General features: G+C 61.2%; 21 protein-coding genes. 3 read left to right on the top strand and 18 right to left on the bottom strand.

Going from position 1 to position 21,450, the window contains the following annotated elements:
- Positions 1-166: 166 nt before the first annotated feature.
- From ilvA to ABIB60_RS17590, 7 genes are all read right to left on the bottom strand, one after another.
- Positions 167-1,441, bottom strand: coding sequence for a threonine ammonia-lyase IlvA (ilvA, locus tag ABIB60_RS17620; RefSeq protein WP_354581781.1), 1,275 nt, complete (start codon positions 1,439-1,441; stop codon positions 167-169).
- 146 nt (positions 1,442-1,587) lie between these two features.
- Positions 1,588-2,682, bottom strand: a complete 1,095-nt coding sequence (ilvC, locus tag ABIB60_RS17615) for a ketol-acid reductoisomerase (protein WP_354581779.1) — start codon at positions 2,680-2,682, stop codon at positions 1,588-1,590.
- A gap of 165 nt (positions 2,683-2,847) precedes the next feature.
- On the bottom strand, positions 2,848-3,447 hold the full coding sequence (ilvN, locus tag ABIB60_RS17610) for an acetolactate synthase small subunit (protein ID WP_354581778.1): 600 nt from the start codon (positions 3,445-3,447) through the stop codon (positions 2,848-2,850).
- A 119-nt stretch (positions 3,448-3,566) separates the two neighbouring features.
- Positions 3,567-5,312, bottom strand: a complete 1,746-nt coding sequence (ilvB, locus tag ABIB60_RS17605) for a biosynthetic-type acetolactate synthase large subunit (RefSeq protein WP_354581776.1) — start codon at positions 5,310-5,312, stop codon at positions 3,567-3,569.
- Positions 5,269-6,996: a dihydroxy-acid dehydratase gene (ilvD, locus tag ABIB60_RS17600; RefSeq protein ID WP_354581774.1), complete on the bottom strand. Its 1,728-nt coding sequence runs from the start codon at positions 6,994-6,996 to the stop codon at positions 5,269-5,271. The genes ilvB and ilvD overlap by 44 nt, the downstream gene beginning before the upstream one ends.
- 195 nt (positions 6,997-7,191) lie before the next feature.
- Positions 7,192-8,094 (bottom strand): branched-chain amino acid transaminase, encoded by a 903-nt coding sequence (locus tag ABIB60_RS17595; protein WP_354581772.1) that lies wholly within the window; start codon positions 8,092-8,094, stop codon positions 7,192-7,194.
- A 44-nt stretch (positions 8,095-8,138) separates the two neighbouring features.
- A complete protein-coding gene (locus tag ABIB60_RS17590) occupies positions 8,139-8,312 on the bottom strand; it encodes a hypothetical protein (protein ID WP_354581771.1) in 174 nt (57 codons plus the stop codon).
- A gap of 171 nt (positions 8,313-8,483) precedes the next feature.
- Between ABIB60_RS17590 and ABIB60_RS17585 the strand changes: the two genes are divergently transcribed.
- Positions 8,484-10,028, top strand: coding sequence for a hypothetical protein (locus ABIB60_RS17585; protein WP_354581769.1), 1,545 nt, complete (start codon positions 8,484-8,486; stop codon positions 10,026-10,028).
- Between the two features lie 240 nt (positions 10,029-10,268).
- On the opposite strand, the gene ABIB60_RS17580 is transcribed toward ABIB60_RS17585, so the two are convergent.
- Both ABIB60_RS17580 and ABIB60_RS17575 read right to left on the bottom strand, forming a co-directional pair.
- Entirely contained in the window at positions 10,269-11,102 is an 834-nt protein-coding gene (locus tag ABIB60_RS17580) for a hypothetical protein (RefSeq protein ID WP_354581768.1), read from the bottom strand.
- An 11-nt stretch (positions 11,103-11,113) separates the two neighbouring features.
- A complete protein-coding gene (locus ABIB60_RS17575; protein ID WP_354581766.1) occupies positions 11,114-11,563 on the bottom strand; it encodes an ABA4-like family protein in 450 nt (149 codons plus the stop codon).
- A gap of 152 nt (positions 11,564-11,715) precedes the next feature.
- Between ABIB60_RS17575 and ABIB60_RS17570 the strand changes: the two genes are divergently transcribed.
- Complete coding sequence (locus ABIB60_RS17570; protein ID WP_354581765.1) at positions 11,716-12,429, top strand: hypothetical protein; 714 nt, start codon at positions 11,716-11,718, stop codon at positions 12,427-12,429.
- A 26-nt stretch (positions 12,430-12,455) separates the two neighbouring features.
- Here ABIB60_RS17570 and ABIB60_RS17565 read toward each other — a convergent pair whose 3' ends face one another.
- Positions 12,456-13,571 (bottom strand): AMP-binding protein, encoded by a 1,116-nt coding sequence (locus ABIB60_RS17565; protein WP_354581764.1) that lies wholly within the window; start codon positions 13,569-13,571, stop codon positions 12,456-12,458.
- A 151-nt stretch (positions 13,572-13,722) separates the two neighbouring features.
- Here ABIB60_RS17565 and ABIB60_RS17560 point away from each other — a divergent pair, with 151 nt between their 5' ends.
- The gene (locus ABIB60_RS17560) at positions 13,723-13,941 is read left to right on the top strand and encodes a hypothetical protein (RefSeq protein ID WP_354581762.1); all 219 of its coding nucleotides are present in this window, start codon (positions 13,723-13,725) and stop codon (positions 13,939-13,941) included.
- A gap of 39 nt (positions 13,942-13,980) precedes the next feature.
- Here ABIB60_RS17560 and ABIB60_RS17555 read toward each other — a convergent pair whose 3' ends face one another.
- The 8 genes from ABIB60_RS17555 to ABIB60_RS17520 all read right to left on the bottom strand — a co-directional run bounded on the left by ABIB60_RS17555 (position 13,981) and on the right by ABIB60_RS17520 (position 21,353).
- Entirely contained in the window at positions 13,981-14,703 is a 723-nt protein-coding gene (locus ABIB60_RS17555) for a DUF1266 domain-containing protein (protein WP_354581761.1), read from the bottom strand.
- Between the two features lie 171 nt (positions 14,704-14,874).
- Positions 14,875-15,336 (bottom strand): DUF6370 family protein, encoded by a 462-nt coding sequence (locus tag ABIB60_RS17550; protein ID WP_354581759.1) that lies wholly within the window; start codon positions 15,334-15,336, stop codon positions 14,875-14,877.
- A 58-nt stretch (positions 15,337-15,394) separates the two neighbouring features.
- Positions 15,395-16,192 carry an alpha/beta fold hydrolase gene (locus tag ABIB60_RS17545; protein WP_354581758.1) on the bottom strand — a complete coding sequence of 266 codons (798 nt, stop codon included), beginning with the start codon at positions 16,190-16,192 and terminating at the stop codon, positions 15,395-15,397.
- A 301-nt stretch (positions 16,193-16,493) separates the two neighbouring features.
- On the bottom strand, positions 16,494-17,318 hold the full coding sequence (gene menB, locus ABIB60_RS17540) for a 1,4-dihydroxy-2-naphthoyl-CoA synthase (protein ID WP_354581756.1): 825 nt from the start codon (positions 17,316-17,318) through the stop codon (positions 16,494-16,496).
- 11 nt (positions 17,319-17,329) lie between these two features.
- The gene (gene menD / locus ABIB60_RS17535; RefSeq protein WP_354581754.1) at positions 17,330-19,246 is read right to left on the bottom strand and encodes a 2-succinyl-5-enolpyruvyl-6-hydroxy-3-cyclohexene-1-carboxylic-acid synthase; all 1,917 of its coding nucleotides are present in this window, start codon (positions 19,244-19,246) and stop codon (positions 17,330-17,332) included.
- An 11-nt stretch (positions 19,247-19,257) separates the two neighbouring features.
- Positions 19,258-19,659, bottom strand: a complete 402-nt coding sequence (locus ABIB60_RS17530; RefSeq protein ID WP_354581752.1) for a VOC family protein — start codon at positions 19,657-19,659, stop codon at positions 19,258-19,260.
- 42 nt (positions 19,660-19,701) lie between these two features.
- Entirely contained in the window at positions 19,702-20,925 is a 1,224-nt protein-coding gene (locus ABIB60_RS17525) for a chorismate-binding protein (protein ID WP_354581751.1), read from the bottom strand.
- On the bottom strand, positions 20,922-21,353 hold the full coding sequence (locus tag ABIB60_RS17520; protein WP_315999813.1) for a hotdog fold thioesterase: 432 nt from the start codon (positions 21,351-21,353) through the stop codon (positions 20,922-20,924). Before ABIB60_RS17520 ends, ABIB60_RS17525 begins: the two co-directional genes overlap by 4 nt.
- Between the last annotated feature and the right edge of the window lie 97 nt (positions 21,354-21,450).

Here is a 21,450-nt window from a genome sequence, read left to right as displayed (position 1 = left end):
AAATCAGATAGGCTTCTTCTGACAACTAAGCATCCTAACCCAAGAGGTAGTAAGGGTAGGTATCTGATTCAGATTGATAGTGGTAGTAGGGTAGTGGATAGCGTTTTTATTTTTTCAATTCAGTAACGAAGTAATAAACCGCTCAACTAATGCTGAGCGGTTTGTCCTATACCAGCAAACTCAGAAAATCCTGCTTTCCGTTTAAATACTCGTACGAAAATCCCTCGGCTACCATGCGCTGCTGGATTTCGGCAATGTCGTGGGGGCGCTGCACTTCTAGGCCGACGAAAACGGGGCCTTTTTCCTTGTTGTTCTTCTTGATGTACTGAAACTGGATGATGTCGTCGTCCTCGCGCAGCACGTGGTTCACGAAGCGGCGCAGGGCCCCGGGCTTCTGGTTGAAGGTGACCAGGAAATAATGCTTGCGGCCCTGGTGGCGCAACGCCCGCTCCTTGATGTCCTCCATGCGGGTGATGTCGTTGTTGGAGCCGCTGAGGATGCACACCACCGTTTTGCCCCGGATCTGGGCGGCGTACTGGTGCAGCACCGAGAGGCTGAGCGTACCGGCTGGCTCCAGCACCAGGCCTTCCTCGTTGTACATCTTCAGCAAATCCTCGCATACCTGGCCCTCGGGCACCAGCGCCACCTCGTCCAGCAGCTCCCGGCAGATGGCAAACGTCAGCTCGCCCGGGCACTTCACCGCCGCCCCATCCACGAAGCTCTCGATGTGCTCCAGCGGCTGCCGCAGCCCCGTTTGGATGGCGCGGTGCATGGAGGGCGCGCCCAAGGGCTGCACGCCCACCAGCCGGGTGGCGGGGCTGAGCTGTCGGAACACGCTGCTCACGCCCGCCGCCAGCCCCCCACCCCCGATGGGCATAAACACGAAATCAATGGGCGCGGGCGCGTCGCGGAGGATTTCCAGGCCCACCGTGGCCTGCCCGGCCACCACGGCCGCATCGTCAAACGGGTGCACGTACACGCCTTGGCGCTGCTGGCAAAACTCCTGCGCCGCCCTCGACGAATCATCGAATGTGGCCCCGGTCAGCACAATTTTCACCTGGTCGCGCCCGAACAGGCGCACTTTATTTACCTTCTGGGCGGGGGTGGCGGCGGGCATAAAGATGTAGCCCCGTCGGCCCAGCAGCTGGCAGGCGTAGGCCACGCCCTGGGCGTGGTTGCCGGCCGAGGCGCACACCACCGGCCGGTTGGCCTCGTCGGCCGGCAGCCCCGCCATCTTGTTGTAGGCCCCCCGAATCTTGTAGGAGCGCACCACCTGCAAATCCTCCCGCTTCAGATAAATAGTGGCCCCGTAGGCCGCCGAAAGCCCCAAATTGTGCTGCAACAGCGTAGGACTGATGACGCCCTGCAGCGTGCGGGCCGCCTGCTCCACCAGGGGCAGCGGCAGGGCCGGGGTGAGGGTGGCGGGTTGGGAAGTTTCCATCTGGAAAATAAAAAACACCTGTCATCCTGAGCTTGCGAAGGACCTTACCACGCTGGAACGAGTCGTTGTTACGATTACCGTTTTCACGTGAGAAGGTCCTTCGCTCTGCTCAGGATGACAGAAGAAATATGACAGACGGTTGCGTTCTAGTTACCGTCGGCCGTGAGGGCGTAGGCTTCTTCCTGTTCTACTTTTTCGGCGGCGCGGGAGCGTAGCTCGCGCACGGTAGCACCGGTCTGCCACAGCTCCGAGTTGCGCACTTCCTTCAGCTCGGCTTCCAGCTCCTGACGGTAGCCGGGCGTGGAGCCGCGCTGGATGGTGCGGGCGGCTTCCTGGCCCGAGGCTACGCTGTCGTACAGCTCGTTGAGCACGGGCAGGGTAGCTTCGCGGAAGCGGCCTTTCCAGTCGAGGGCGCCGCGCTGGGCCGTTACGGAGCAGTTGCTGAACATCCAGTCCATGCCGTTTTCGCCCACCAGCGGCACCAGGCTCTGGGTGAGTTCCTCCACGGTTTCGTTGAAGGCCTCGGAAGGCGAGTGGCCGCGCTGGCGCAGTACCTGGTACTGGGCCTCGATGATGCCGGCCAGCGCGCCCATCAGCACGCCCCGTTCGCCGGTGAGGTCGGAGTAGACTTCCTTGCGGAAATCGGTTTCAAACAAATAGCCCGAGCCCACCCCGATGCCCAGGGCCACGGCCTTCTCGTAGGCGCGGCCGGTGGCATCCTGGTACACGGCAAACGACGAGTTAAGCCCGCCCCCGGCCACAAACAGCCGGCGCAGGCTCGTACCGCTGCCCTTTGGCGCAACAAGCACCACGTCCACGTCGGCGGGCGGGATGATGCCCGTCTGGTCGTTGAAGGTGATGCCGAAGCCGTGGGAGAAGTACAGGGTTTTGCCGGCCGTGAGGTGGGGTTTGAGCGTGGGCCACACGGCAATCTGACCGGCATCCGACAACAGGTTGGCCAGGATGGTGCCCCGCTCGGCCGCTTCTTCCAGACTGAACAGCGTCTCGCCCGGCACCCAGCCATCGACCTCCGCCTTGCGCCACGAAGCCGAATCGGGCCGCTGCCCCACAATCACGCGGAAGCCGTTGTCGCGCAGGTTCAGGGCCTGGCCGGGGCCTTGCACGCCGTAGCCCAGCACGGCAATAGTTTCGCCTTGCAGAATGGTGCGGGCCTTTTCCAGCGGAAATTCCTCGCGGGTTACAACGTGTTCTTCTACGCCGCCAAAGTTGATGGTTGCCATGATGATTGGGGGTTATTAGTTGGTAGTTGTTCGTTGTTAGTCGTTCTGGTAGGCGGACCCCACCCCCGGCCCCTCCCCTCCGGGAGAGGGGTGCGTTCAACGAATCAATATTCTTGAACCCGCGTCTGGCACCCCTCTCCCGGAGGGGAGGGGCCGGGGGTGGGGTCACATCGAAAACACCTTGTCGCGGAGGTCGAGGAACTCGTTTTCGCTTACTTCCTCGCCGGGCTGCTGGCGCTCGAACTCGCGCAGCTTGTGATGGAATCCCTGGCTGTCTTTGATGATGGCAATGCGGGCGGAGCGTACGAATTCGATGAGGCCGTAGGGATGCAGCACTTCCAGCAGCTTGTCGGTTTCCTCGCGGTGGCCGGTGGTTTCAAACACGGTGTAGTCCTTGCGGATTACGACGGCCCGGGCCCCGTGCTCCCGCAGCAGCCGCTCCACCAGTGCCCGCTCGGCAATGACATCGGTGGGCACTTTGTAGAGGGCCATTTCCTGCCAGATGACTTCCTCGTTGGGGTTGAAGTACACTTTCAGCACCTCCACCTGCTTTTCCATCTGGCGGGCAATCTTGCGCACCACCTCTTCCGACTCGTGCACCACGATGTTGAAGCGGTGAATCCCCTCAATCTCCGAGGGCGAGGTGTTCAGGCTCTCGATGTTGATTTTGCGCCGGGAGAAGATGATGGCCAGCCGGTTGAGCAGCCCCACCTGGTTCTCGGTGTACGCCGTGATGTTGTATTCTTGCCGGTCGTTGGCGAGCATAGTTTCCGGGCGATGTAGAGACGCGACACTTCGCGTCTCCTCGTTGCTGATGTTGTTTCTGCTGCCGAACCCAATGGCGCGGACGCCGAGACGCGAAGTGTCGCGTCTCTACAATTGTCCTAGCGCAGCCGGATTTCGCCCACGCCGCAGCCTTGGGGAACCATCGGGAAGATGTTGTTTTCGCGGGTGACGCGCACTTCCAGCAGGAAGGAGCCGGGGTGTTCCAGCAGCTGGCGTAGGGCGAATTCCAGGTCGGGGCGGTGCTCCACGCGGCGGGCGGCAATGCCGTAGCCGTTGGCTACCGTCACGTAGTCGGGGCTGGCAATTTCCACGGCGGAGTAGCGCCGCTCATGGAACATCTCCTGCCACTGCCGCACCATACCCAGAAACTGGTTGTTGAGCAGCAGGATCTTCACCTCGATGCCGGTTTGCATGATAGTGCCCAGCTCCTGAATCGTCATCTGAATGCCCCCGTCGCCGATGACAGCCACTACTGTACGGCGGGGTGCGCCGTACTTGGCCCCGATGGCGGCCGGCAGCGCAAAACCCATGGTACCCAGGCCGCCGCTGGTAATGCTCAGGCGCGGGTGGTTGAGGCGTGCGTAGCGGCAGGCCACCATCTGGTGCTGGCCCACGTCGGTCACAATAATGGCCTCGCCCTGGGTCAGCTCATTGAGCTGGTGAATCACCTCGCCCATGGTCAGCCCGTCCTGGGTCGGGAACAGCTCGTCCTGAATCACGGCGGCCACTTCCTCGGCGTCATGGTCGCGGAAGCGTTGGCGCCACGCGGGGTGCTGGCGGGCGGCTACCAGTTGCGTGAGCAGGGGCAGGGTTTCCTTGCAGTCGCCCCACACCGGCACGGTAGCCGTCACGTTCTTGTCGATTTCGGTGGGGTCGATGTCGAGGTGAATGACCTGGGCCTGGCGGGCGTATTTGTCGAGGCGGCCCGTCACCCGGTCGTCGAAGCGCATGCCGATGGCCACCAGCACGTCGCACTCGTTGGTGAGTACATTGGGGCCGTAGTTGCCGTGCATGCCCAGCATGCCCACGTTCAGCGGGTGGCCGGTAGGCAAGGCCCCGGCCCCCAGAATCGTCCAGGCCGCCGGAATCCCGCTTTTCTCGATAAACTCCCGGAACTCGGCTTCCGCGCTACCCAGCAGCACACCCTGGCCCCAGAGCACCAACGGGCACTGGGCCTGGTTGATGAGCTCGGCGGCGCGCTGCACGTACTCGGGGCGCACCACGGGCCGGGGCCGGTAGCTGCGGATGTGGGTGCAGGGCTCGTAGCCGGCGTGCTCGAACAGCTGCAGCTGGGCGTTTTTGGTGATGTCGAGCAAAACCGGGCCGGGCCGGCCGCTGCGGGCAATGTAGAAGGCCTTGGCCAGCGCCGCCGGAATATCCCGGGCGTCCGTTATCTGGTGATTCCACTTAGTAACGGGCGTGGTGATGTTCAGAATGTCGGTTTCCTGAAAGGCATCAGTGCCCAGCAGATGCGCGAATACCTGCCCCGTGATGCACACCAGCGGGGTGGAGTCAATCTGAGCATCGGCCAGACCGGTGACCAGGTTGGTGGCGCCGGGGCCGCTGGTGGCAAACACTACACCCACCCGCCCCGAGGCCCGGGCGTAGCCCTGGGCGGCGTGAATCCCGCCCTGCTCGTGGCGCACCAGCACGTGGTTCAGCTGCTCCTGAAAATCGTACAGGGCATCGTAAATGGGGATGATGGCCCCGCCGGGGTAGCCGAATACGGTATCCACGCCTTCGGCCACCAGGCCCTGCAACAGGGCCACGGCCCCGGATACCTGCGGGGCGGCCAGGGCCTCAGGCGAGGCTGGCGCGGATTGAAGCTGCGGGTTCGGGAACATGGCGGTGGTCGGCTAAGTCGGTGATGCAGCCGTGGCTGGCGTCGCTCACGGTGCGGATGTATTTCAGCAGCACGCCCTGGCTGACCGGGGGCGCGGGCTGCTGCCACTGCTGGCGGCGCAGGGCCAGCTGTTCGTCGCTCAGGGCCACGTCGATGGTGTTGGCGGCGGCGTCCAGGGTAATCCAGTCGTCGTTTTCCACCAGGGCCAGCGGGCCGCCGTCGTAGGCCTCGGGGCTCACGTGGCCGATAACGAAGCCGTGGGTACCGCCCGAAAAGCGGCCGTCGGTTAGCAGGGCCACCTTGTCGCCCAGCCCGGCCCCGATGATGGCCGACGTGGGCTTGAGCATCTCGGGCATGCCCGGCCCGCTCTTGGGCCCCACGTACCGAATGACGACTACGTGGCCCGGCTGAATCAGGCCCTGCACAATGCCCTCGTTCAGCTCCTCTTCGGAATCGAACACGATGGCCGGGCCGGCGAAGCGGGTGCCTTCCTTGCCGGTAATCTTGGCCACCGCGCCCCGGGGGGCCAGGTTGCCGTACAAGATCTGAATGTGGCCATCGGGCTTGATGGGGTTGCTGACGGGACGCAGAATGTCCTGCTCAGGGCCCAGCGGGGCCACGTCGGCCAGGTTCTCGGCCAGGGTGCGCCCCGTCACGGTCAGCAGGTCTCCGTGGAGCAGGCCGGCGTTGAGCAGGGTTTTGAGCACGGCCGGCACCCCGCCCCGCTGCGAAAGGTCCTCCATCAGATACTTGCCGCTGGGCTTGAGGTCGGCCAGCACCGGCGTCCGGTCGCTCACGGCCTGGAAGTCTTCGAGCGTGAGTTGCACGCCGGCGGCGTGGGCAATGGCCATGAGGTGGAGCACGGCGTTGGTGGAGCCGCCCAGCACGGTAGTCACCACCATGGCGTTTTCGAAGGCCTCGCGCACCAGAATGTCGCGGGGTTTGAGGTCCAGCTCCAGCAGGCGGCGCAGGTAGGCACCGGTGCTGCGGCACTCCTGCTGCTTCTCGGCGCTTTCGGCCGGGGCCGACGAGGAGTAGGGCACGCTCAGGCCCAGCGTTTCGATGGCGGCGGCCAGGGTGTTGGCCGTGTACATGCCCCCGCAAGCCCCCGGCCCCGGGCAGGCGTTGCGGATGATGCCGCGGTAGTCCTCGTCCGAAATCTGGCCCTGCAGTTTCTGCCCGTAGGCCTCAAAGCACGACACAATGTTGAGCTGCTGCCCCTTGAACGTGCCGCCCCGGATGGTGCCGCCGTACACCATCAGGCTGGGGCGGTTGAGGCGGGCCATGGCAATGAGAGCCCCGGGCATGTTTTTGTCGCAGCCCACCACGCAGGCCAGGGCGTCGTAGTTGTGGGCCCCGGCCATGGCCTCAATGGAATCGGCAATGATTTCCCGGGACACCAGCGAGTAGCGCATGCCCGGCGTGCCGTTGGTGATGCCATCCGAAATACCGATGGTATTGAAGCGCAGCCCCACCAAATCCTGCTCCTGCACGCCCAGCTTCACCGCGTCGGCCAGCTGGTTGAGGTGCATGTTGCAGGTGTTGCCCTCGAAGCCCGTGGAGCAGATACCCACGAATGGCTTGCGCAAATCGGCCTCCGCAATGCCGGAGCCAATCAGCATAGCCTGCGAGGCCGGCAGACTGTCATCCTGGGTGTAAATGCAGCTGTATTTGTTGAGGGCCATGTGGGGGAATGTGCTGATGTGGAAAATGTGCTGAATGTTTACAGCACGTCATGCTGAGCTCCGCGAAGCATCTCTGCCGCTTCGTTCGGGCGGGGGGGCGGCGGTTGTAGAGACGCGACACTTCGCGTCTCGTCGTTGCTGAAGTTGTGGGTAGAGAGGGTGGGCCAGTTGCGCGGCTGCCAAAAGCTCTCAGTTCTAGGCTCTCACCTCTAACCTCTCCGTTCTCACCGACTGGCCCGTAACCAGCGCCTGATAGTGTTGGGCCAGCATGCCGCCGATGGTTTGCTGGAAGGGGCGCTCGAATACCACGTCATCCACCGAGGCCACGCCGATAACCTCGGCGGCGGTGCCGGTCATGAAGGCGGCTTCGGCGGTGCGCAGCTCCTCGGGGCCGAAGAACCGCTCCGTGACGGTGATGCCGGCCTCGCGGGCCAGGTCGATAATGGTGTTGCGGGTGATGCCACGCAGGATGCTGCCAGCCGGGGGCGTAACCAGCTCCCCGTCGCGCTCAAAGAAGAAGTTGGCTCCGGGACCTTCGGCGACGTGGCCGTGCATGTCCAGCAGCAGGGCCTCGTCGTAGCCCCGGCCTTTGGCCTCGGTGCTGGCAATGATGGAGTTGACGTAGTGCCCCGCCACCTTGGCTTCAATAGGCACCGCCTTAGGGTTGGGCCGCTCGTAGGGCGAGACGGTGAGGCGCAGGCTTTGGTCGCCGAGGTACTTGCCCCATTCCCACACGGCCACCAGCACGTTGCTGGTGCTGGCCGCTTTTAGGCTCATGTTGGGCGCGCCGGCAAACACCAGCGGCCGGATGTAGGCATCGGTCAGGCCGTTGCGCTCCAGCACTTCGTAGCTGATGCGCGTAAGCTCTTCTACCGAATATGGCAGCGGTAGGCCAATAGCCTTGCATGAATAATGCAGACGCTCATAATGCTCCTCATCCTTGAAAATGCGGGTGCCGGCCGGCGTTGCGTAGGCCCGAATGCCCTCAAACACGGCATAGCCGTAGTGCAACGATTGGGCATACACGCCGCACGTAGCTTGCGCGGCCGGTACGAACTCGCCATCCAGAAAGGCGATGGTATCAGGGGAGTAATACATGAGCGTGGTACAACTGACAAACGGAGGAACCGCCTGCGGGCCGCCTAGCGGAGCAGGAAGGGAAATGCGGGCGATGCAGGCCGCACTACCGACGAGCCTTGGTTTGATTCTATTCGAAGCAGGGCGTAGGAGCCGGCTATGGTTTGGCCGTTGGGCGTGGCCGTAAGAATGGTGGCCCGCCAGCCAGCTCCGGCAAATGCAGAAAATAGTGTGGACAAAGAGGTGGAGAAGTGAGCTGACATAGCATCTTTGGGCTGAAATACAGCTGCGAAGTACTAGCTCAGGTTCAGCGGCTGAAAACTTCTTTCCAATAGCCCTACTATTTCTAGAAAATCACTTTTGTTGTATAAGTATCATTAAATCAAAAGGTTAATTTTTGACTTTGTACAATGCCCAACGAAAGTACTGACCCAGTTTTTCAGCTGATAAAGTCGCTGACCCGCACCGAAAAGCGGCATTTCCGGCTGTTTGCCAACCGCCAGGGCTCAGCCGAGGGACTGAAGTTTCTGCAGTTGTTTGACGCCTTGGATGGGCAGGAGCGGTACGATGAAGAACGGGTGCTGCAACAGGTGCCGGCTATCAAAAAAGTGCAAATGGCCAATCTAAAGGCAAATTTGTACAAGCAGCTGCTTTCCAGTCTGCGTATGTACCACGCCGGCCACAACCTCGATATTCAGCTGCACGAGCAGCTGGATTATGCCCGGGTGCTGTATAACCGGGGGCTGTACCAGCACAGCCTGCGCATGCTGGAAAAAGTAAAAGCCACGGCCCAGCAAGCCGAGCTGCGCCATATTGTGTTGCTGGCGCTGGATTTTGAGAAACTCATTGAAGGCCAGTATATTACTCGAAGTATTCGTGGGCGAGCCCGGCAACTGTCCGATGAAGCCACTGATACGGTAGCGCACGTGGGCCGGGAGCATGAGCTGTCGAACTTGGCCCTGCGCATGTATGGGCGCTACCTCAAAATCGGGCACACCCGCAACCAGCAGGATTACGAGAAGATTACCGCTTATTTCCGGGAGGGTCTGCCCGCCCTGGAGCCCCGGCAAGCCAGCTTCTTCGAGCAGTTATACTTCTACCAGGCCCACGTGTGGTACTATACCATCACGCAGAATTTCCGGCAGTGCTACCGGTACGCGCAGAAATGGGTAGACCTGTATGAGCATAACCAGTTGATGTGTGAGCAGCAGCCCATGCTCTACATCAAAGGCGTGCACAACGTGCTGATTACGACATACAACATGTTGTACTACAGTCGGTTTGCGGAGGTGTTGGAGCAGCTAGAAGCATATGCCGCCAACCCCGACCGGCGCACCAATCCTAATATTGACGCGCTGCTGTTCCTGTACATCTACACCAACCGGCTCAACGGCTACTTCATGCGCGGCGAGTTTACGGAGGGGCTGCAACTGGTGCCGGAGCTGCTGGAAAACCTGGAGCGGTACCGTATGCAGCTCGACTCGCACCGGCGCTTGGTGTTCTACTACAAAATTGCCAGCCTGTACTTCGGCAGTGGGCAGTCCACCAAGGCCATTGAGTACCTCGAAAGGGTGATTTATTTCAAAGAGGCCAACCTGCGCGAGGACATCCAGTGCTTTGCCCGCATTCTGAACCTGATTGCGCACTACGAAGCCGGCCGCGACGAGGCGCTGGAATATCAGGTGCGCTCGGTGTACCGTTTCCTGGGCAAAATGAACGACCAGCAGCAGATGCAGGAGGCTATCTTCCGGTTTTTGCGGAACCTGGGTAACGTGGCTCCTTCTCAACTGAAAGACGCCTTCATCAAGCTGAAAAACGAGTTGATTGTCATTGCCGAAGACCCCTATGAACGGCGCCCCTTCCTGTACCTAGACATTATTTCCTGGCTGGAAAGCAAGATTGAAAATGTGCCCGTGCAGGATATTATTCGCCGAAAATTTGCCGGGTTGAAATAAGACGGAGAAGTGGTAAAGTTGTGATGTGATGAAGTCTAAAGAACGTCATTCCGAGCAGCGCGAGGAATCTCGCGTGCTGACGTTGCCAAACATGCTCTAACCATCATGTTGAGCATGTTGCGCATCAAGCAAGAAACCGAAACATCTCTACCGCTCCATTGAATAGTAGCAACAACGTCAGCACGCGAGATTCCTCGCGTTGCTCGGAATGACGTTCTTCTTACTGCTCCCTTCACGAATTCACAGTCTCATCACCGGTAGCCCGTGCATAGCCATGCTGAACAGCAACGCCACTGCACCCGTGTACAACAAAGTACCCAGCCAGGTAAGCGCTACGGCCCGTTGGGGTACTCGGCGGCTGAGCCACCAGCCCAGCAGGGGCAAGGCTTGTAGAGCGTGCATACCCAAAAAATGGGCAATACGCAGGTCGCCGGCGCGGGTGCTCCAGCCTAGGCCGGGCAGGCCGGGGCCGCCGTCGGGCGCGCCTACCGTGTGGCGGTTCAGGCCAATCATAACGCCGCCCAGCACCGAGCCCACCAGAAACACCAGCAGCCCCAGCCGCACGCCCCACACGTAGCTAGCCGGACCGTGCGGGCGGTGCCGCCACACCAAGTACAGGGCCGCCACGGTAAGCACGGTATTCACCGCAATAAACACGCCCATCAACTGAAACACCACGATGTCGAAGAAGGAGGCCACATTGTAGTGGGAGGTGGTGCCCCGGGCCGCCTGCAGAAAAATACAGCCGATTTCAACTACCATACTGATGGCCACGCCCCAACTGATGCGGCGCACGGCCCGCTGGGTTACGTGTGGTAAAGTGGCCAGCAACCAGCCCAGCGTCCAGGCGTAAGCCAACACGGACAAGGAGAATTTGAGCGGCTTCAACCACACAGGTGCGCCCGTTACCACGCGCGCGTCCAGCGGCAGCAATACCAGCGCCACGCCAAACAGCGCAACATGCAGCCAGCCGGCAACGCTCAACACTGGGTTTGCGCGGTGCAGCGTCCGTAGCCAGGTGCTAATTGGGTGAAGGGCCAGCGAATTGGTAGGCAGAGGTAGGGCAGTAGACATAACCGGCGAGATTAAACGTGGGAAACCAACTCCGAACGGGCCCCAAAGCGCCGCGCCGCCGCGTACAGCAGCAGGCCCACCGGCCCCAGCAGAAATGTGAAAAGCAGGCAGGGTACCAGCAGCAGGTGGGGTACCCCGCGGCGGCGGGCATCCAGGCTTTCCCAAATACCCAGGCACAGATCAAAGCACAGATAGTGCACCCAACCCGCCAGCAGGGCCCAAGGGTTGCGAAATAGCGCATCTACTTCGGCCAGAGAGCTAAACCCGCCTTCCTGGGCGTGTGGGCCCAGATAATGGCTACCAATGAGCAGCGCGTAGCTGCCCGCCAGCACGAGTGGGAGCACTCCGCTAAGCACTAGTTTTTGGGTGAAGCGCCAGCGCGGAGCCAGCACCAGCAGGGCCCAGCCCAGCAGGGCCAGCGGGTTAGCCAGGGAAAACAGAAAATCGGGAGTGAAAGCCATGCGCCGCGTGGTTGGTTTGGTGTTGTAAACATGCAGGAAAGCTTCCGCACCACCCGCCTGATTCTGGGTGAACTGCGCGTGGCTGGGGGTGAACCGGAAAACGGCTGGGGCGAACCGGTAACTCCTGGGGCGCTCCGTCGTACCTTTGGGCCGTGGAAGATGCTTGTTTGCGTAGCGTATTGCTCGGGGCTGCCCTGGCCCTGGCCCTGGCCGGCGGTTCAGCCTGGGCCCGGCCCCTGGCTGATAGCCCCGCCTTGGGGGCAGATGACAGTACGTTTGTGCGCCAGTCGCACCGCCGGGCCGTATTTCAGTTCGATCAGCGCTTCTCCATTCTCAATGGCAAAGTGGTGGGCATCAACGGGGTGAAGGGCGGAATTGAGTGGCGCGGGCGCTGGCGAGCGGGCCTGGGCATATACCGTCTGTCGGGGGGCGTGCCTACCCGCGTGCCCCAGCCGATAGGCACCCCCGCCGGTACCCGCGACGAAGTGCGCTTCCGTTACGTGGCGGGCTACGGGGAGTACGTGTTCATTGGCAACCCGCGCTGGGAGCTGAGCCTGCCGCTGCAAGTGGGCGTTGGCAACTACTACACCAAATACACCTTTCCTGATGGGGGAGTGGAGCGAACCAACAACCAGATTCTGTATCTGGTGGAGCCCTCCGTGGCTGCGCACTACCGCATTTTCCGGTGGGTGGGGCTGGGGGCTGGCACCGGCTACCGGCAGGTGTTTGCCTCGGGCGCACTACCCGAAGATCAAATCAGCGGCTACATCTTTTTCGGCCGGGTCAAGCTCTTCCTCGGCGACTTCATCAAAGTAGTACGCGGGCACGAGCCCTTATTCACCCAAAAAGGGCTGAAACGAGGATAAGGGCAGCTGCGGGAACGTGCGCGCGTCTACTTTACAGTGCGGAGTGTGCCCAGGCGGTCTAGTTTGCCCGAAGCAGTGGTACGAAACTCGGGTACCGCCACCAGCTCCCGCGGCACTTCATACTTGTCAAGGCGCTGGCGGAGCAGCTGCATAAGGTGTTCCTGTTGGGCTGCCGCCAGCTTCGGGCCTTCCAGGAAAACGGTTACCTGCTCACCCAGGCGCTTATCGGGGCGACCGGCTACAAAAGCGCGGCGGTCCAGGCTGAGCTCCGTCAGGGCCACTTCCAATACCTGCTCCACCTTCTCGGCCTGCACCTTCACTCCCCCGGTGTTGATGACGAAGTCGGCGCGGCCCAGCCACTCGAAGCTGCGGCCATCCGGAGCCAGGGCAATCCGGTCGTTGGTGGTAACCAGGTGGTTTTTGGTTACATCGGCGCGTACCGTGAGGCAGCCGCGCGCATCCTGGCTCACCTCAATGCCCGGCAGCACGCGGTAGCTGGGCTGCACATTGGGGCCGTTGAGGCGGCGCAGAGCTATGTGGGAGGCCGTTTCCGTCATGCCGTAGGTAACGTACACGGGCACCCGCAGCTGTTGAATTTCTTTTTCCAGACTTTTCTCCACGGCCGCGCCGCCTACCAGAATGCCCTTGAGGCGGTTGAGGCGCGAAGCGTGCCCGGCCGCCAGCACGGCCCGCAGCTGCAGGGGCACAAAGGAGGTGAAGTCGAACTCAGCCGCCGCCGGCACCAAGGCAAACGGGTCGGCGTGGGGCTCCACAATGGTCAGGTGCATGCGCCGCTCCAGGCCGCGCACCAGCATCATCAGCCCGCCCACAAACTCGCAGTTCAGGCACACCAGCATCCGGTCGCCGGGGCCTAGGTCAAAGTAGTCGCCGGTGCGGCGGGCCGAGGCTTCCAGCTGCCGCCGCTTCATTTGAATCAGTTGGGGTTGGCCTGTGGAGCCCGAGGTGCGCAGCCCAAACTCCTGGGCCCCGTTCAGCCACTGCCGCACAAAATCCAGCACCCGCGCCTCGTACCCGTTCAGCTCCTGGGGGGCGCGGGCCGGGTATTGCTGAATATCCTGGTAGCGAAATTCGCGGCCATTAAGCAATAGGGAGTCGGGGAGCAGTGCGGTATCGGAAGTCATAGGGGAAGTGGGTAAAGGCGCGGCAAGATAGATGTCGCTAGAACCACTTGTGCGTACGAAAATCCTGCCTCGGAGTAAACATACCAGCCTGTGCCTTGACTTTGAGGTAGTTAAAATTGTATATTACCTGCGTCACCAACCGTCAGCCGCCATGCATCCCACCGTATCCAGTCCGTTTGTTCTGGTCAGAACGTTTGTGTTCCGGCGTTACCTCACGCTCAGAAGCGAGGTAGCCGCTCCGGTGCAGGACTCCGCCGCCGCGGCGGCCCGGCGTGCCCGGAAGCAGCTGAAGAAGCAAGCCAAAAGTGAGCGGCTGCGTAACTTCTTCGGGTGGTGTGCCGGCTGTGAGGCCTACGGCTCCATATTCTAGTATCCAGGGTGCACGGCGTGTTTGTCGGCAACGGCTGGCTTACATAGTGGCCTGGGCCGGGTAATCGTGCCAGGCCACGTACCGCCAGGGGCTGTCCGGCGACTTCACCAGGTACGCCACTATGTCGGCCAGCTCCGCGTGCGAGTCGCTTTCGGGTGACCACATAAGGCGGCCCGCCAAAAAGCTGGCGGCAAAGCTTTCCCAGGAGGTAAAGTCGCGCAGGGCCCGGCGGGTGGCCACGTCAATAAAGGGCCACACCTGCTCCCACGAGAGGTAGCCGTAATCGTGGCACCAGCGGGCTACGCACACGGAGCGCACGTAATCCCAGGCAGCAATATTTTCAACACTCTGGACGGCTGGCAACGGGTGCGCCGCAAACTGCCGGCGCCAGTGCAAGGACTGGTGTTTGAGTTGGGCTTTGAATTTCTGGCGGTGGCCTTCCCGCTGCAGCCAGTTCAGAATATCCAGCGCCTGCTCCGCGTTGGCAATACCCCACCATTCCTCCATCGACTCTTTACGCTCCGCAAGTTCGTCGGGCTTGAGCTGGGCCAGTAGGGCAATAGGCACATCGGACCAGTAAAACAGCGGCAGCCCCCCGGCCATTCCTCTGATTTGCACAGGGCTCAGGACCTGGGTGGGCTTGGTGAGGTCATAGAAATCCAGGCTGCGGGCCCCATATATCCGCAAGTTGGCCTTTTCGAGGGCTGCTGCCTGGCGCCGGGCCGGGGTGAGGTCCAGGAGAAACCCGATAACGCGCTTCATACGAGAGGTTAGTTAGAGGATAGCGAAAGAAAATACGGATGCCCGGCCAGGATGCTGCCATCAGGTCAGGCCGATAGGTAGGCGTTGATACTACGCTAAAAAGTAAAAAGAGTAGTCCGGGGAGGCCACTCTTTCGGCAGCAGAAATGCCTGCTGGAAAATAACAAGGCCGCTACTTAGCCGGGTTCGACTTGGGCAACACCCGAAAATAGGTAGCTACAAAGCGGTTGTTCACCACTTCGCCCTGCACCTCAGCCTGGCGGATGGCCTGGCAGAAGCCGTCCTTGGCGTGGGCGTCGCCGTGGGAGTCGATGTTGGTGCCATCCACGAAGTAGGCCTGGCCATTGATGCGTACGGCTAGGTCGCAGCTTTTGCCGGGCAGGCCCAAGCGGCACTGCCCGCAGGAAGCCTGAACTACCTGAACCGGCTGCCCAGGATTGGGTGTAGAAGGGCTGCCCGTTTGTGTAGCAGTGGCGGCAGGCGTAGTCTGGGCGTGAGCAGCTCCTGAGAGTAGAGTTAATAAGAGAGGCAAGTAGGTAAGCTTCATCGGAGGCAGGGGCGCGGGCATGGTTTGTAGCGGCAGGTGCAAGGTACACCACCAGAACATGCACGGCAACTGCGGATGGTGCTTCACGCGAGGCAGAAGCCCTGAATGACCAGCTAACGATAGTGCTTAACCACTGGCCCTTCTCTCAGGCCGTGCGCAAATAATGGTCTAGGGCGGCAATGGTTGCTACGGGAGCATTCAGGTGCGGGTAATGCCCCTCAGTATCCAGAATTTTGAGCGTGCTGCCGGCTAGGTTGGAATGCAGGTATTCGCCCACCGCTGCTGGCGCCACAGTATCCTGGGCGCACTGCACAATAAGGGCAGGCACCTGCACTGACGGCAGAACGGCGCGGTAATCAGAGAGGAAGGAGGCGTAAGCAAACTGCCGGGCAATGGCAGGCTCTACCCGCGTAAAGCTAGTTAGCAGCTCATCCAGCAGCTCCGGGCGCATATCTCCCCCAATCAACGAGGGCACAATGGCCCGCGACCACGCCCGATAGTCCCGGTCCAGAAAGCCCAGTAGCTCTTTCAGGTCGCCGGGGTCGAACCCGCCAACGTATTCTCCATCGTTGACGTAGCACGGCGAGGCCGCCAGCAACACCAGCCGCTCAAACAGCTCTGGCTCCCGAATGGCGGCCAGCAGCCCAATCATGCCACTCACGGAGTGACCCACGTACACTACCTTGGGCAGATTCAGAGCCCGCAACAAGGATAGTAAATCGGTTACGTAGCCCTCCAAGGTGTCGTAGCGGTTGAAATCGTAGGCGGAGCAGTCGGAGCAGCCAGCACCCATCAAATCAAAAAGAATTACCTGGTGGTTGGGGGCGAAGGCCGGAGCCACATAGTTCCAGCTGTGTTGGTCAGTGCCGAATCCGTGCGCAAATACCAGGGGCTGCGTTCCATTCCCGTACGTGGAAACACAATGGCGTCGTAGGATATCCATAGCAAAAACGGCAAATCAAGGGTACTAAGCTTCGTAAGGGTCTGCTAAGCGAGAAGCTCTAGCCCATCCATACGCCATAACCTCTGAAAATTGCCGTGTTCAGGCAAGCGTTTCCCGATATAGTTCTCTTCTTCAATACGGGAAATGATTACCTAGTCAGCGTATGGTATTTACAGGGCTGTAAGACAACATGATAGTACAATACATGAGCTGATCTATACATAGTATATTCTCAAAATAGGACAGACACAAAAAAGGCCCGTGCAGGTAGCACGGGCCTTTTTGCGGCTGTCCGGGGAGGTTACGGAAACTTGGGATACTTCGAGAAATCGGGCTTGCGCTTCTCAATGAAGGCGTTTTTACCTTCTTTGGCTTCCTCGGAGAGATAGTAAAGTAGGGTAGCGTTGCCGGCCAACTCCTGAATACCGGCTTGGCCGTCCAGCTCGGCGTTGAAGCTGGATTTGAGCATGCGCAGAGCCAGGGGGCTTTTCTCCAGGATTTTGTGGCACCAGGCCACCGTAGTTTCCTCTAACTTGTCCAGGGGGACTACCTTGTTTACCAGACCCATGTCGAGGGCCTCCTGGGCGTCGTACTGGTCGCAGAGAAACCAGATTTCCCGGGCTTTCTTCTGACCTACCACGCGGGCCAGGTAAGAAGCGCCAAACCCACCATCAAACGAGCCCACGTTGGGGCCGGTCTGCCCGAAACGGGCGTTATCGGCGGCAATGCTCAGGTCGCAGACTACGTGCAGCACGTGGCCGCCCCCAATGGCCCAGCCGGCCACCATGGCTACCACGGGCTTGGGAATGGAGCGGATCATCTTTTGCAGGTCCAGCACGTTCAGGCGGGGCACGGTGTCCTCGCCCACGTAGCCGCCGTGGCCCCGCACGCTCTGGTCGCCGCCCGAGCAGAAGGCCTTGCCACCCTCGCCGGTCAGGATAATCACCCCAATATCGGTGCGGTTGCGGCAGATATCCATGGCCTCAATCATCTCCTGCACCGTGAGGGGCGTGAAGGCGTTGTGCACCTGCGGGCGGTTGATGCTGATTTTGGCGATACCGCCAGCCTGCGTAAAGAGAATTTCGCGGAACTCCTTGATGGGAGTCCAGGTAAGTTGTTCGGCCATGAGAGGGGCAGTTACCTTGGTGAAGTAGAAAATGATGAACGTACCGCCGCGCGGTAATGCTCAAAGAACTCGGCGTTGGTGGGACTGTCGGTGGTTATTTCGAGCAGGGCCGCGCCGGATTCCGCTGCAAAGAAAGCCGGTAGCGCCGACTCTAGTTCGGCAAAGGTAGAAACCGGCAGGTAGCGCAGGCCAAAATCCCGGGCGGTATTCTCGGCCCGCAGGGGCTGGCGGGTTTCGAAAAACTCCTCCAATTCCGGCTGCTGACGGGGCCCGTCAATAAGCCGGAAAATACCGCCCGCGTGGTTGTTCAGCAGTAGTACGCACAGGTTGGGCGTGGGGTAATTGTGCCAAAATGCGTTGCGGTCATAGAAGAAAGCTACGTCGCCGGTGAGCAGCACTACGGGCCGGTCGGGGCGGGCCAGGGCCGCGCCCACCGCTGTGCTGGTGCAACCGTCGATACCGCTGGTCCCCCGGTTGGCAAATACCTCTACCGAGCGGCCCGCGGGCAGGCCCAGAATGTTGGCGTAGCGCACGGCCATGCTATTGGCCAGATGTAGGGCCGCACCGTCAGGAAGCTGCTGCAGGGCGCGGTGAATGGCCGTAAACTCGTTAAAGGGCTGATTTGGCTGCTGCATAAACTCCCGTAAAAAGCCAGTGGCCCAGTTCTCGGCAGCCTGCCAGGGGCGGAGGTAGGCGGCTTTAGTCGTGGCATCTGCGTCAGTAGCTGCCCACGTCAGGCGCACCGGCTCCCCAAGCGGCTGCGGGCGGGGCGCTACGCGGGTGGCATCCTGCACGGTAGCATAAGTAGGTGTGGTTGCGTTAGGAATCGAACCTATATTAAGAGCTTCGGAGAGTCCCATACTATCTATTGTACCATTAGCTGTCTTGCTCAACTCCGCAAAGAAATCAGCCGGCTCCATCCGCACAATTTTGGTCAGAGACTGGAAGGTATCTGCTACGGCTCCAGCGGGTTGGATGTGCCAGTGCTCGGCTGGTTTGGCGTTGCGCAGGTAGAGTTTGAGCGCCTTGGAAATCAACGACTGTCCGAAGGTGATAAGCAGCTCCGGTTTCAGCGCCTCTTTCAAACCTGCTTCCGGCACGGCCATAAACACGTCCTGCCGGCCCAGCGGACTGTTGCGCTGGTCGTAGCCGGCGGCGGCGGGCAGGTGCAGGTTGGCAATCAAATCACCCACCACCGGCACCTGATAAGTGGCCGCAAACTGACGCACGGCCAGTAGCAAATCGGCATCATGGTGGTGCTGTCCCGCCACCACCAGCACGCGGCTGGCGCTCCGAATGGCGGCGCGTAATTCCTGCAACTGGGCAGTGGGCAGCACCGGGCGGCCCGGCAGCTCCCGGGTTACGCGCACGGGCTCATACCGCAGCTCTTCGCCTTGTTTGGGGTAAAATGGTTCCCGCAGCGGCACATTGATTTGCACCGGGCCAGCCGGAAATTGCTCTGCCAGGCCAATGGCTTCCGATACAATGCGGGTGGCGTGCCACTGCGCATCGGCGTGGGCAGTTTCGGTGGGAAAAGTGAACGAGCCTTTGGCGTGGGCCCCGTATAAATCAGTTTGACGAATGGTTTGCCCGTCGAGCTGATCTATCCATTCCGGGGGGCGGTCAGCGGTGAAAACCACCAGCGGAATCTGCTGAAAGTAGGCCTCCGCCACGGCCGGGGCATAGTTGAGGCCGGCGGTGCCAGAAGTGCACACCAAGGCCACGGCCCGCCGCTGCGCTTGAGCCAGCCCCAGCCCAATAAACGCCGCCGCCCGCTCATCGGGCACCGTGCGCACCGTAATGGCCGGGTGACGGGCAAAGGCAATAGTCAAGGGCGCGCACCGACTACCCGGCGACAATACCACATCGGTAATACCCAGCTGGGCGCAGATTTCGGGGATATTATGAACGGCTTGTAAAGAGGACATTGAATAGCAGATTAAGCCACGTAGGGCGTGGTTACCTCCAGCCGGTTGTGGTCGGGGTCCAGGGTTTCAAACTCATAATATCCGTCGCCGGTGATGCGGGGGCCGCTGAGGATGGGGAAGCCGGCTGCCCGCAGCTCCTGGGCTTTGGCATCCACTTCAGCCATGGTTGCCACGCCAAAAGCCAGATGAATCAGCCCCAGATACTGCTCCGCCGGCGTGTTCTGGTTGGCCGGAATACCGGGCCGCTGCATAAGTTCCAGGCGGGCACCGGAGGCAAACGTCAGAAAGTAGCTCTGAAAGCCAGTGCCGGCGTTTTGGTACCGGGCATTCGAATGCCCCTGAAAAAACTGCTCGTAGAAGCCGCGCAATTCCTCCAGCCGTGTGGTCCAGATAGCAACGTGTTCTAAGGTCATCGGTAAAAAGAATAGACAAGATGGTACGGATGCGGAGGGACACTACGTCCCCAAAATAGCCCCAATGGTACGCAGCTTCAGCTCGGTTTCCTGCCACTCCCGGGCTGGTTCTGAGTCGATGGTGAGGCCGGTGCCGGCGTAGAGGATGGCTTCCTGGGGCCGCAGCTGCAGGCAACGCAGGTTTACGTACAGGCGAGCTACACCGGCGTCGGGTAGGTTCACGGGGCCCAGAAAACCAGCGTAGTAGGCCCGGTCGTAGCCCTCGTGCTGGCGCAAAAAATCCAGGGCCGGCTGCTTGGGTACGCCGGCCACGGCGGGCGTGGGGTGCAACAGCCGCAGCATATCGGTGCCCAGGGTAGGGAAGGGTACTTCGTTGAGCTGCACGGCAAAATCGGTGCGTAAGTGCAGCAGCTGCCCGGCCGTTACGGTGCGCGGGCCCTGCTCATCGTACTCCCGCAGGCGCAGCTGCTTGAAGCAGTTCACAATGTAGCGGGCTACCATGGCGTGTTCCTCCAGGTCTTTGCCGGCCCAGCGGGCGGTGGCGGGCTTCATGCCGGGCAGCAGCGGCTGGGTGCCGGCCAGCGCCATCGTCCGGAACACGTGAGTTTCATCTACCTCCGCCAGCACTTCGGGCGTAGCCCCCAGCCAGGTGCCCACGCCCGGCGCACTCACCAGCGAGATAAACGCATTCGGGTAGCGGGTTTGCAGATCCTCAAACGCGGCCAAGGCATCAAACCCGGTCGGTAATGGCTGCCGCACGGCACGGCTGGATACCACCTTGCGCACCGTGCCGTCCTCAATGGCTGCCACACCGGCGGCTACCAGCGCCTCATACTCCGGGCGTGAGGCGGTGGCGGGTACCGGCTGCCGGCTTACGTGCCACGGCAGTTCGGCCGTATCGGAAAGGGCGGCAAACCGCTGGCGCAGCTCCGGCAACCGGGATGCGGCAGTGGGGCTTACCTGAATTTCCTCGGGCTTGGCCAGGTCAAAAAACAGGTCGGCGGGCAGGAACAGCGGCGGGTTGTGGTCGGAGTCCCGGAAAGGAAAAAAAGCAAAACCGGCCGGGGCGGTAGGCTCCAGAGCCGGCGGTAAACCCGCGTAGGCCGAATCAACCTTCAAACACAAGCATAGCCGGGCGTGCTGGGTGTTGGGCAGGCGCCACAAAGCTACCGGCCGGCCGCTGGTTAGGGCCAGGGCCACCAGCCGCCGCAGCCGGTCGGGTACGGGTAGCTCTGGTTGCCAGGAAATCCGCTGCAAAGAAATCATGCCTGGGGTTTGGCTTGCGGCAGGTCAATAACGGCCATGGTAATGCGGCTGATGCACACCAGCGCCCCGGTTTCCTCGTGCGTAATCCGGATTTCCCACACCTGCGTGCTGCGGCCCACGTGCAAAGCCGTGGCCCGGCCAATCACGTGGCCGTCACGCACCCCTTTCAGGTGGTTGGCATTGATTTCCAGACCCACGCAGGCTTGTTTGGTAGGGTCTATTTTGGTGGCGGCGCCCACGCTGCCCAGTGTTTCGGCCAGGGCTACCGAGGCCCCGCCGTGCAGCAAGCCCATGGGCTGGTGGGTGCGCCCATCCACGGGCATGCGGCCTTCCAGGTACTCGTCGGTGAGGGCGGTGAGTTCAATGCCGAGGGCGTCGGCCAGGGTAGGGCGCTTACTTACCCAGTTGTTAAGTTGCTCCAGCGTCATAGCGGGCGAAGAGTACGGGGACACCGGCCGGTAGGGAGCAGTCGGTGGCCTGATAAAAGGTCAGAAATGCAACAGGTATACAACCAAATTGAGGCGA

The organism is Hymenobacter sp. UYP22, from assembly GCF_040547285.1.
Lineage (GTDB): Bacteria > Bacteroidota > Bacteroidia > Cytophagales > Hymenobacteraceae > Hymenobacter.
The sequence above is the reverse complement of the archived record's forward strand: the minus strand, read 5'-3'. Positions and strand labels throughout refer to the sequence as shown.

Excerpts from the sequence above, each read along its gene's own strand:
- ilvA (WP_354581781.1), bottom strand. The coding sequence starts at position 1,441 with ATGGAAACTTCCCAACCCGCCACCCTCACCCCGGCCCTGCCGCTGCCC.
- ilvC (WP_354581779.1), bottom strand. The coding sequence starts at position 2,682 with ATGGCAACCATCAACTTTGGCGGCGTAGAAGAACACGTTGTAACCCGC.
- ilvN (WP_354581778.1), bottom strand. The coding sequence starts at position 3,447 with ATGCTCGCCAACGACCGGCAAGAATACAACATCACGGCGTACACCGAG.
- ilvB (WP_354581776.1), bottom strand. The coding sequence starts at position 5,312 with ATGTTCCCGAACCCGCAGCTTCAATCCGCGCCAGCCTCGCCTGAGGCC.
- ilvD (WP_354581774.1), bottom strand. The coding sequence starts at position 6,996 with ATGGCCCTCAACAAATACAGCTGCATTTACACCCAGGATGACAGTCTG.
- ABIB60_RS17595 (WP_354581772.1), bottom strand. The coding sequence starts at position 8,094 with ATGTATTACTCCCCTGATACCATCGCCTTTCTGGATGGCGAGTTCGTA.
- ABIB60_RS17585 (WP_354581769.1), top strand. The coding sequence starts at position 8,484 with ATGCCCAACGAAAGTACTGACCCAGTTTTTCAGCTGATAAAGTCGCTG.
- ABIB60_RS17580 (WP_354581768.1), bottom strand. The coding sequence starts at position 11,102 with ATGTCTACTGCCCTACCTCTGCCTACCAATTCGCTGGCCCTTCACCCA.
- ABIB60_RS17575 (WP_354581766.1), bottom strand. The coding sequence starts at position 11,563 with ATGGCTTTCACTCCCGATTTTCTGTTTTCCCTGGCTAACCCGCTGGCC.
- ABIB60_RS17565 (WP_354581764.1), bottom strand. The coding sequence starts at position 13,571 with ATGACTTCCGATACCGCACTGCTCCCCGACTCCCTATTGCTTAATGGC.
- ABIB60_RS17560 (WP_354581762.1), top strand. The coding sequence starts at position 13,723 with ATGCATCCCACCGTATCCAGTCCGTTTGTTCTGGTCAGAACGTTTGTG.
- ABIB60_RS17555 (WP_354581761.1), bottom strand. The coding sequence starts at position 14,703 with ATGAAGCGCGTTATCGGGTTTCTCCTGGACCTCACCCCGGCCCGGCGC.
- ABIB60_RS17545 (WP_354581758.1), bottom strand. The coding sequence starts at position 16,192 with ATGGATATCCTACGACGCCATTGTGTTTCCACGTACGGGAATGGAACG.
- menB (WP_354581756.1), bottom strand. The coding sequence starts at position 17,318 with ATGGCCGAACAACTTACCTGGACTCCCATCAAGGAGTTCCGCGAAATT.
- menD (WP_354581754.1), bottom strand. The coding sequence starts at position 19,246 with ATGTCCTCTTTACAAGCCGTTCATAATATCCCCGAAATCTGCGCCCAG.
- ABIB60_RS17530 (WP_354581752.1), bottom strand. The coding sequence starts at position 19,659 with ATGACCTTAGAACACGTTGCTATCTGGACCACACGGCTGGAGGAATTG.
- ABIB60_RS17525 (WP_354581751.1), bottom strand. The coding sequence starts at position 20,925 with ATGATTTCTTTGCAGCGGATTTCCTGGCAACCAGAGCTACCCGTACCC.
- ABIB60_RS17520 (WP_315999813.1), bottom strand. The coding sequence starts at position 21,353 with ATGACGCTGGAGCAACTTAACAACTGGGTAAGTAAGCGCCCTACCCTG.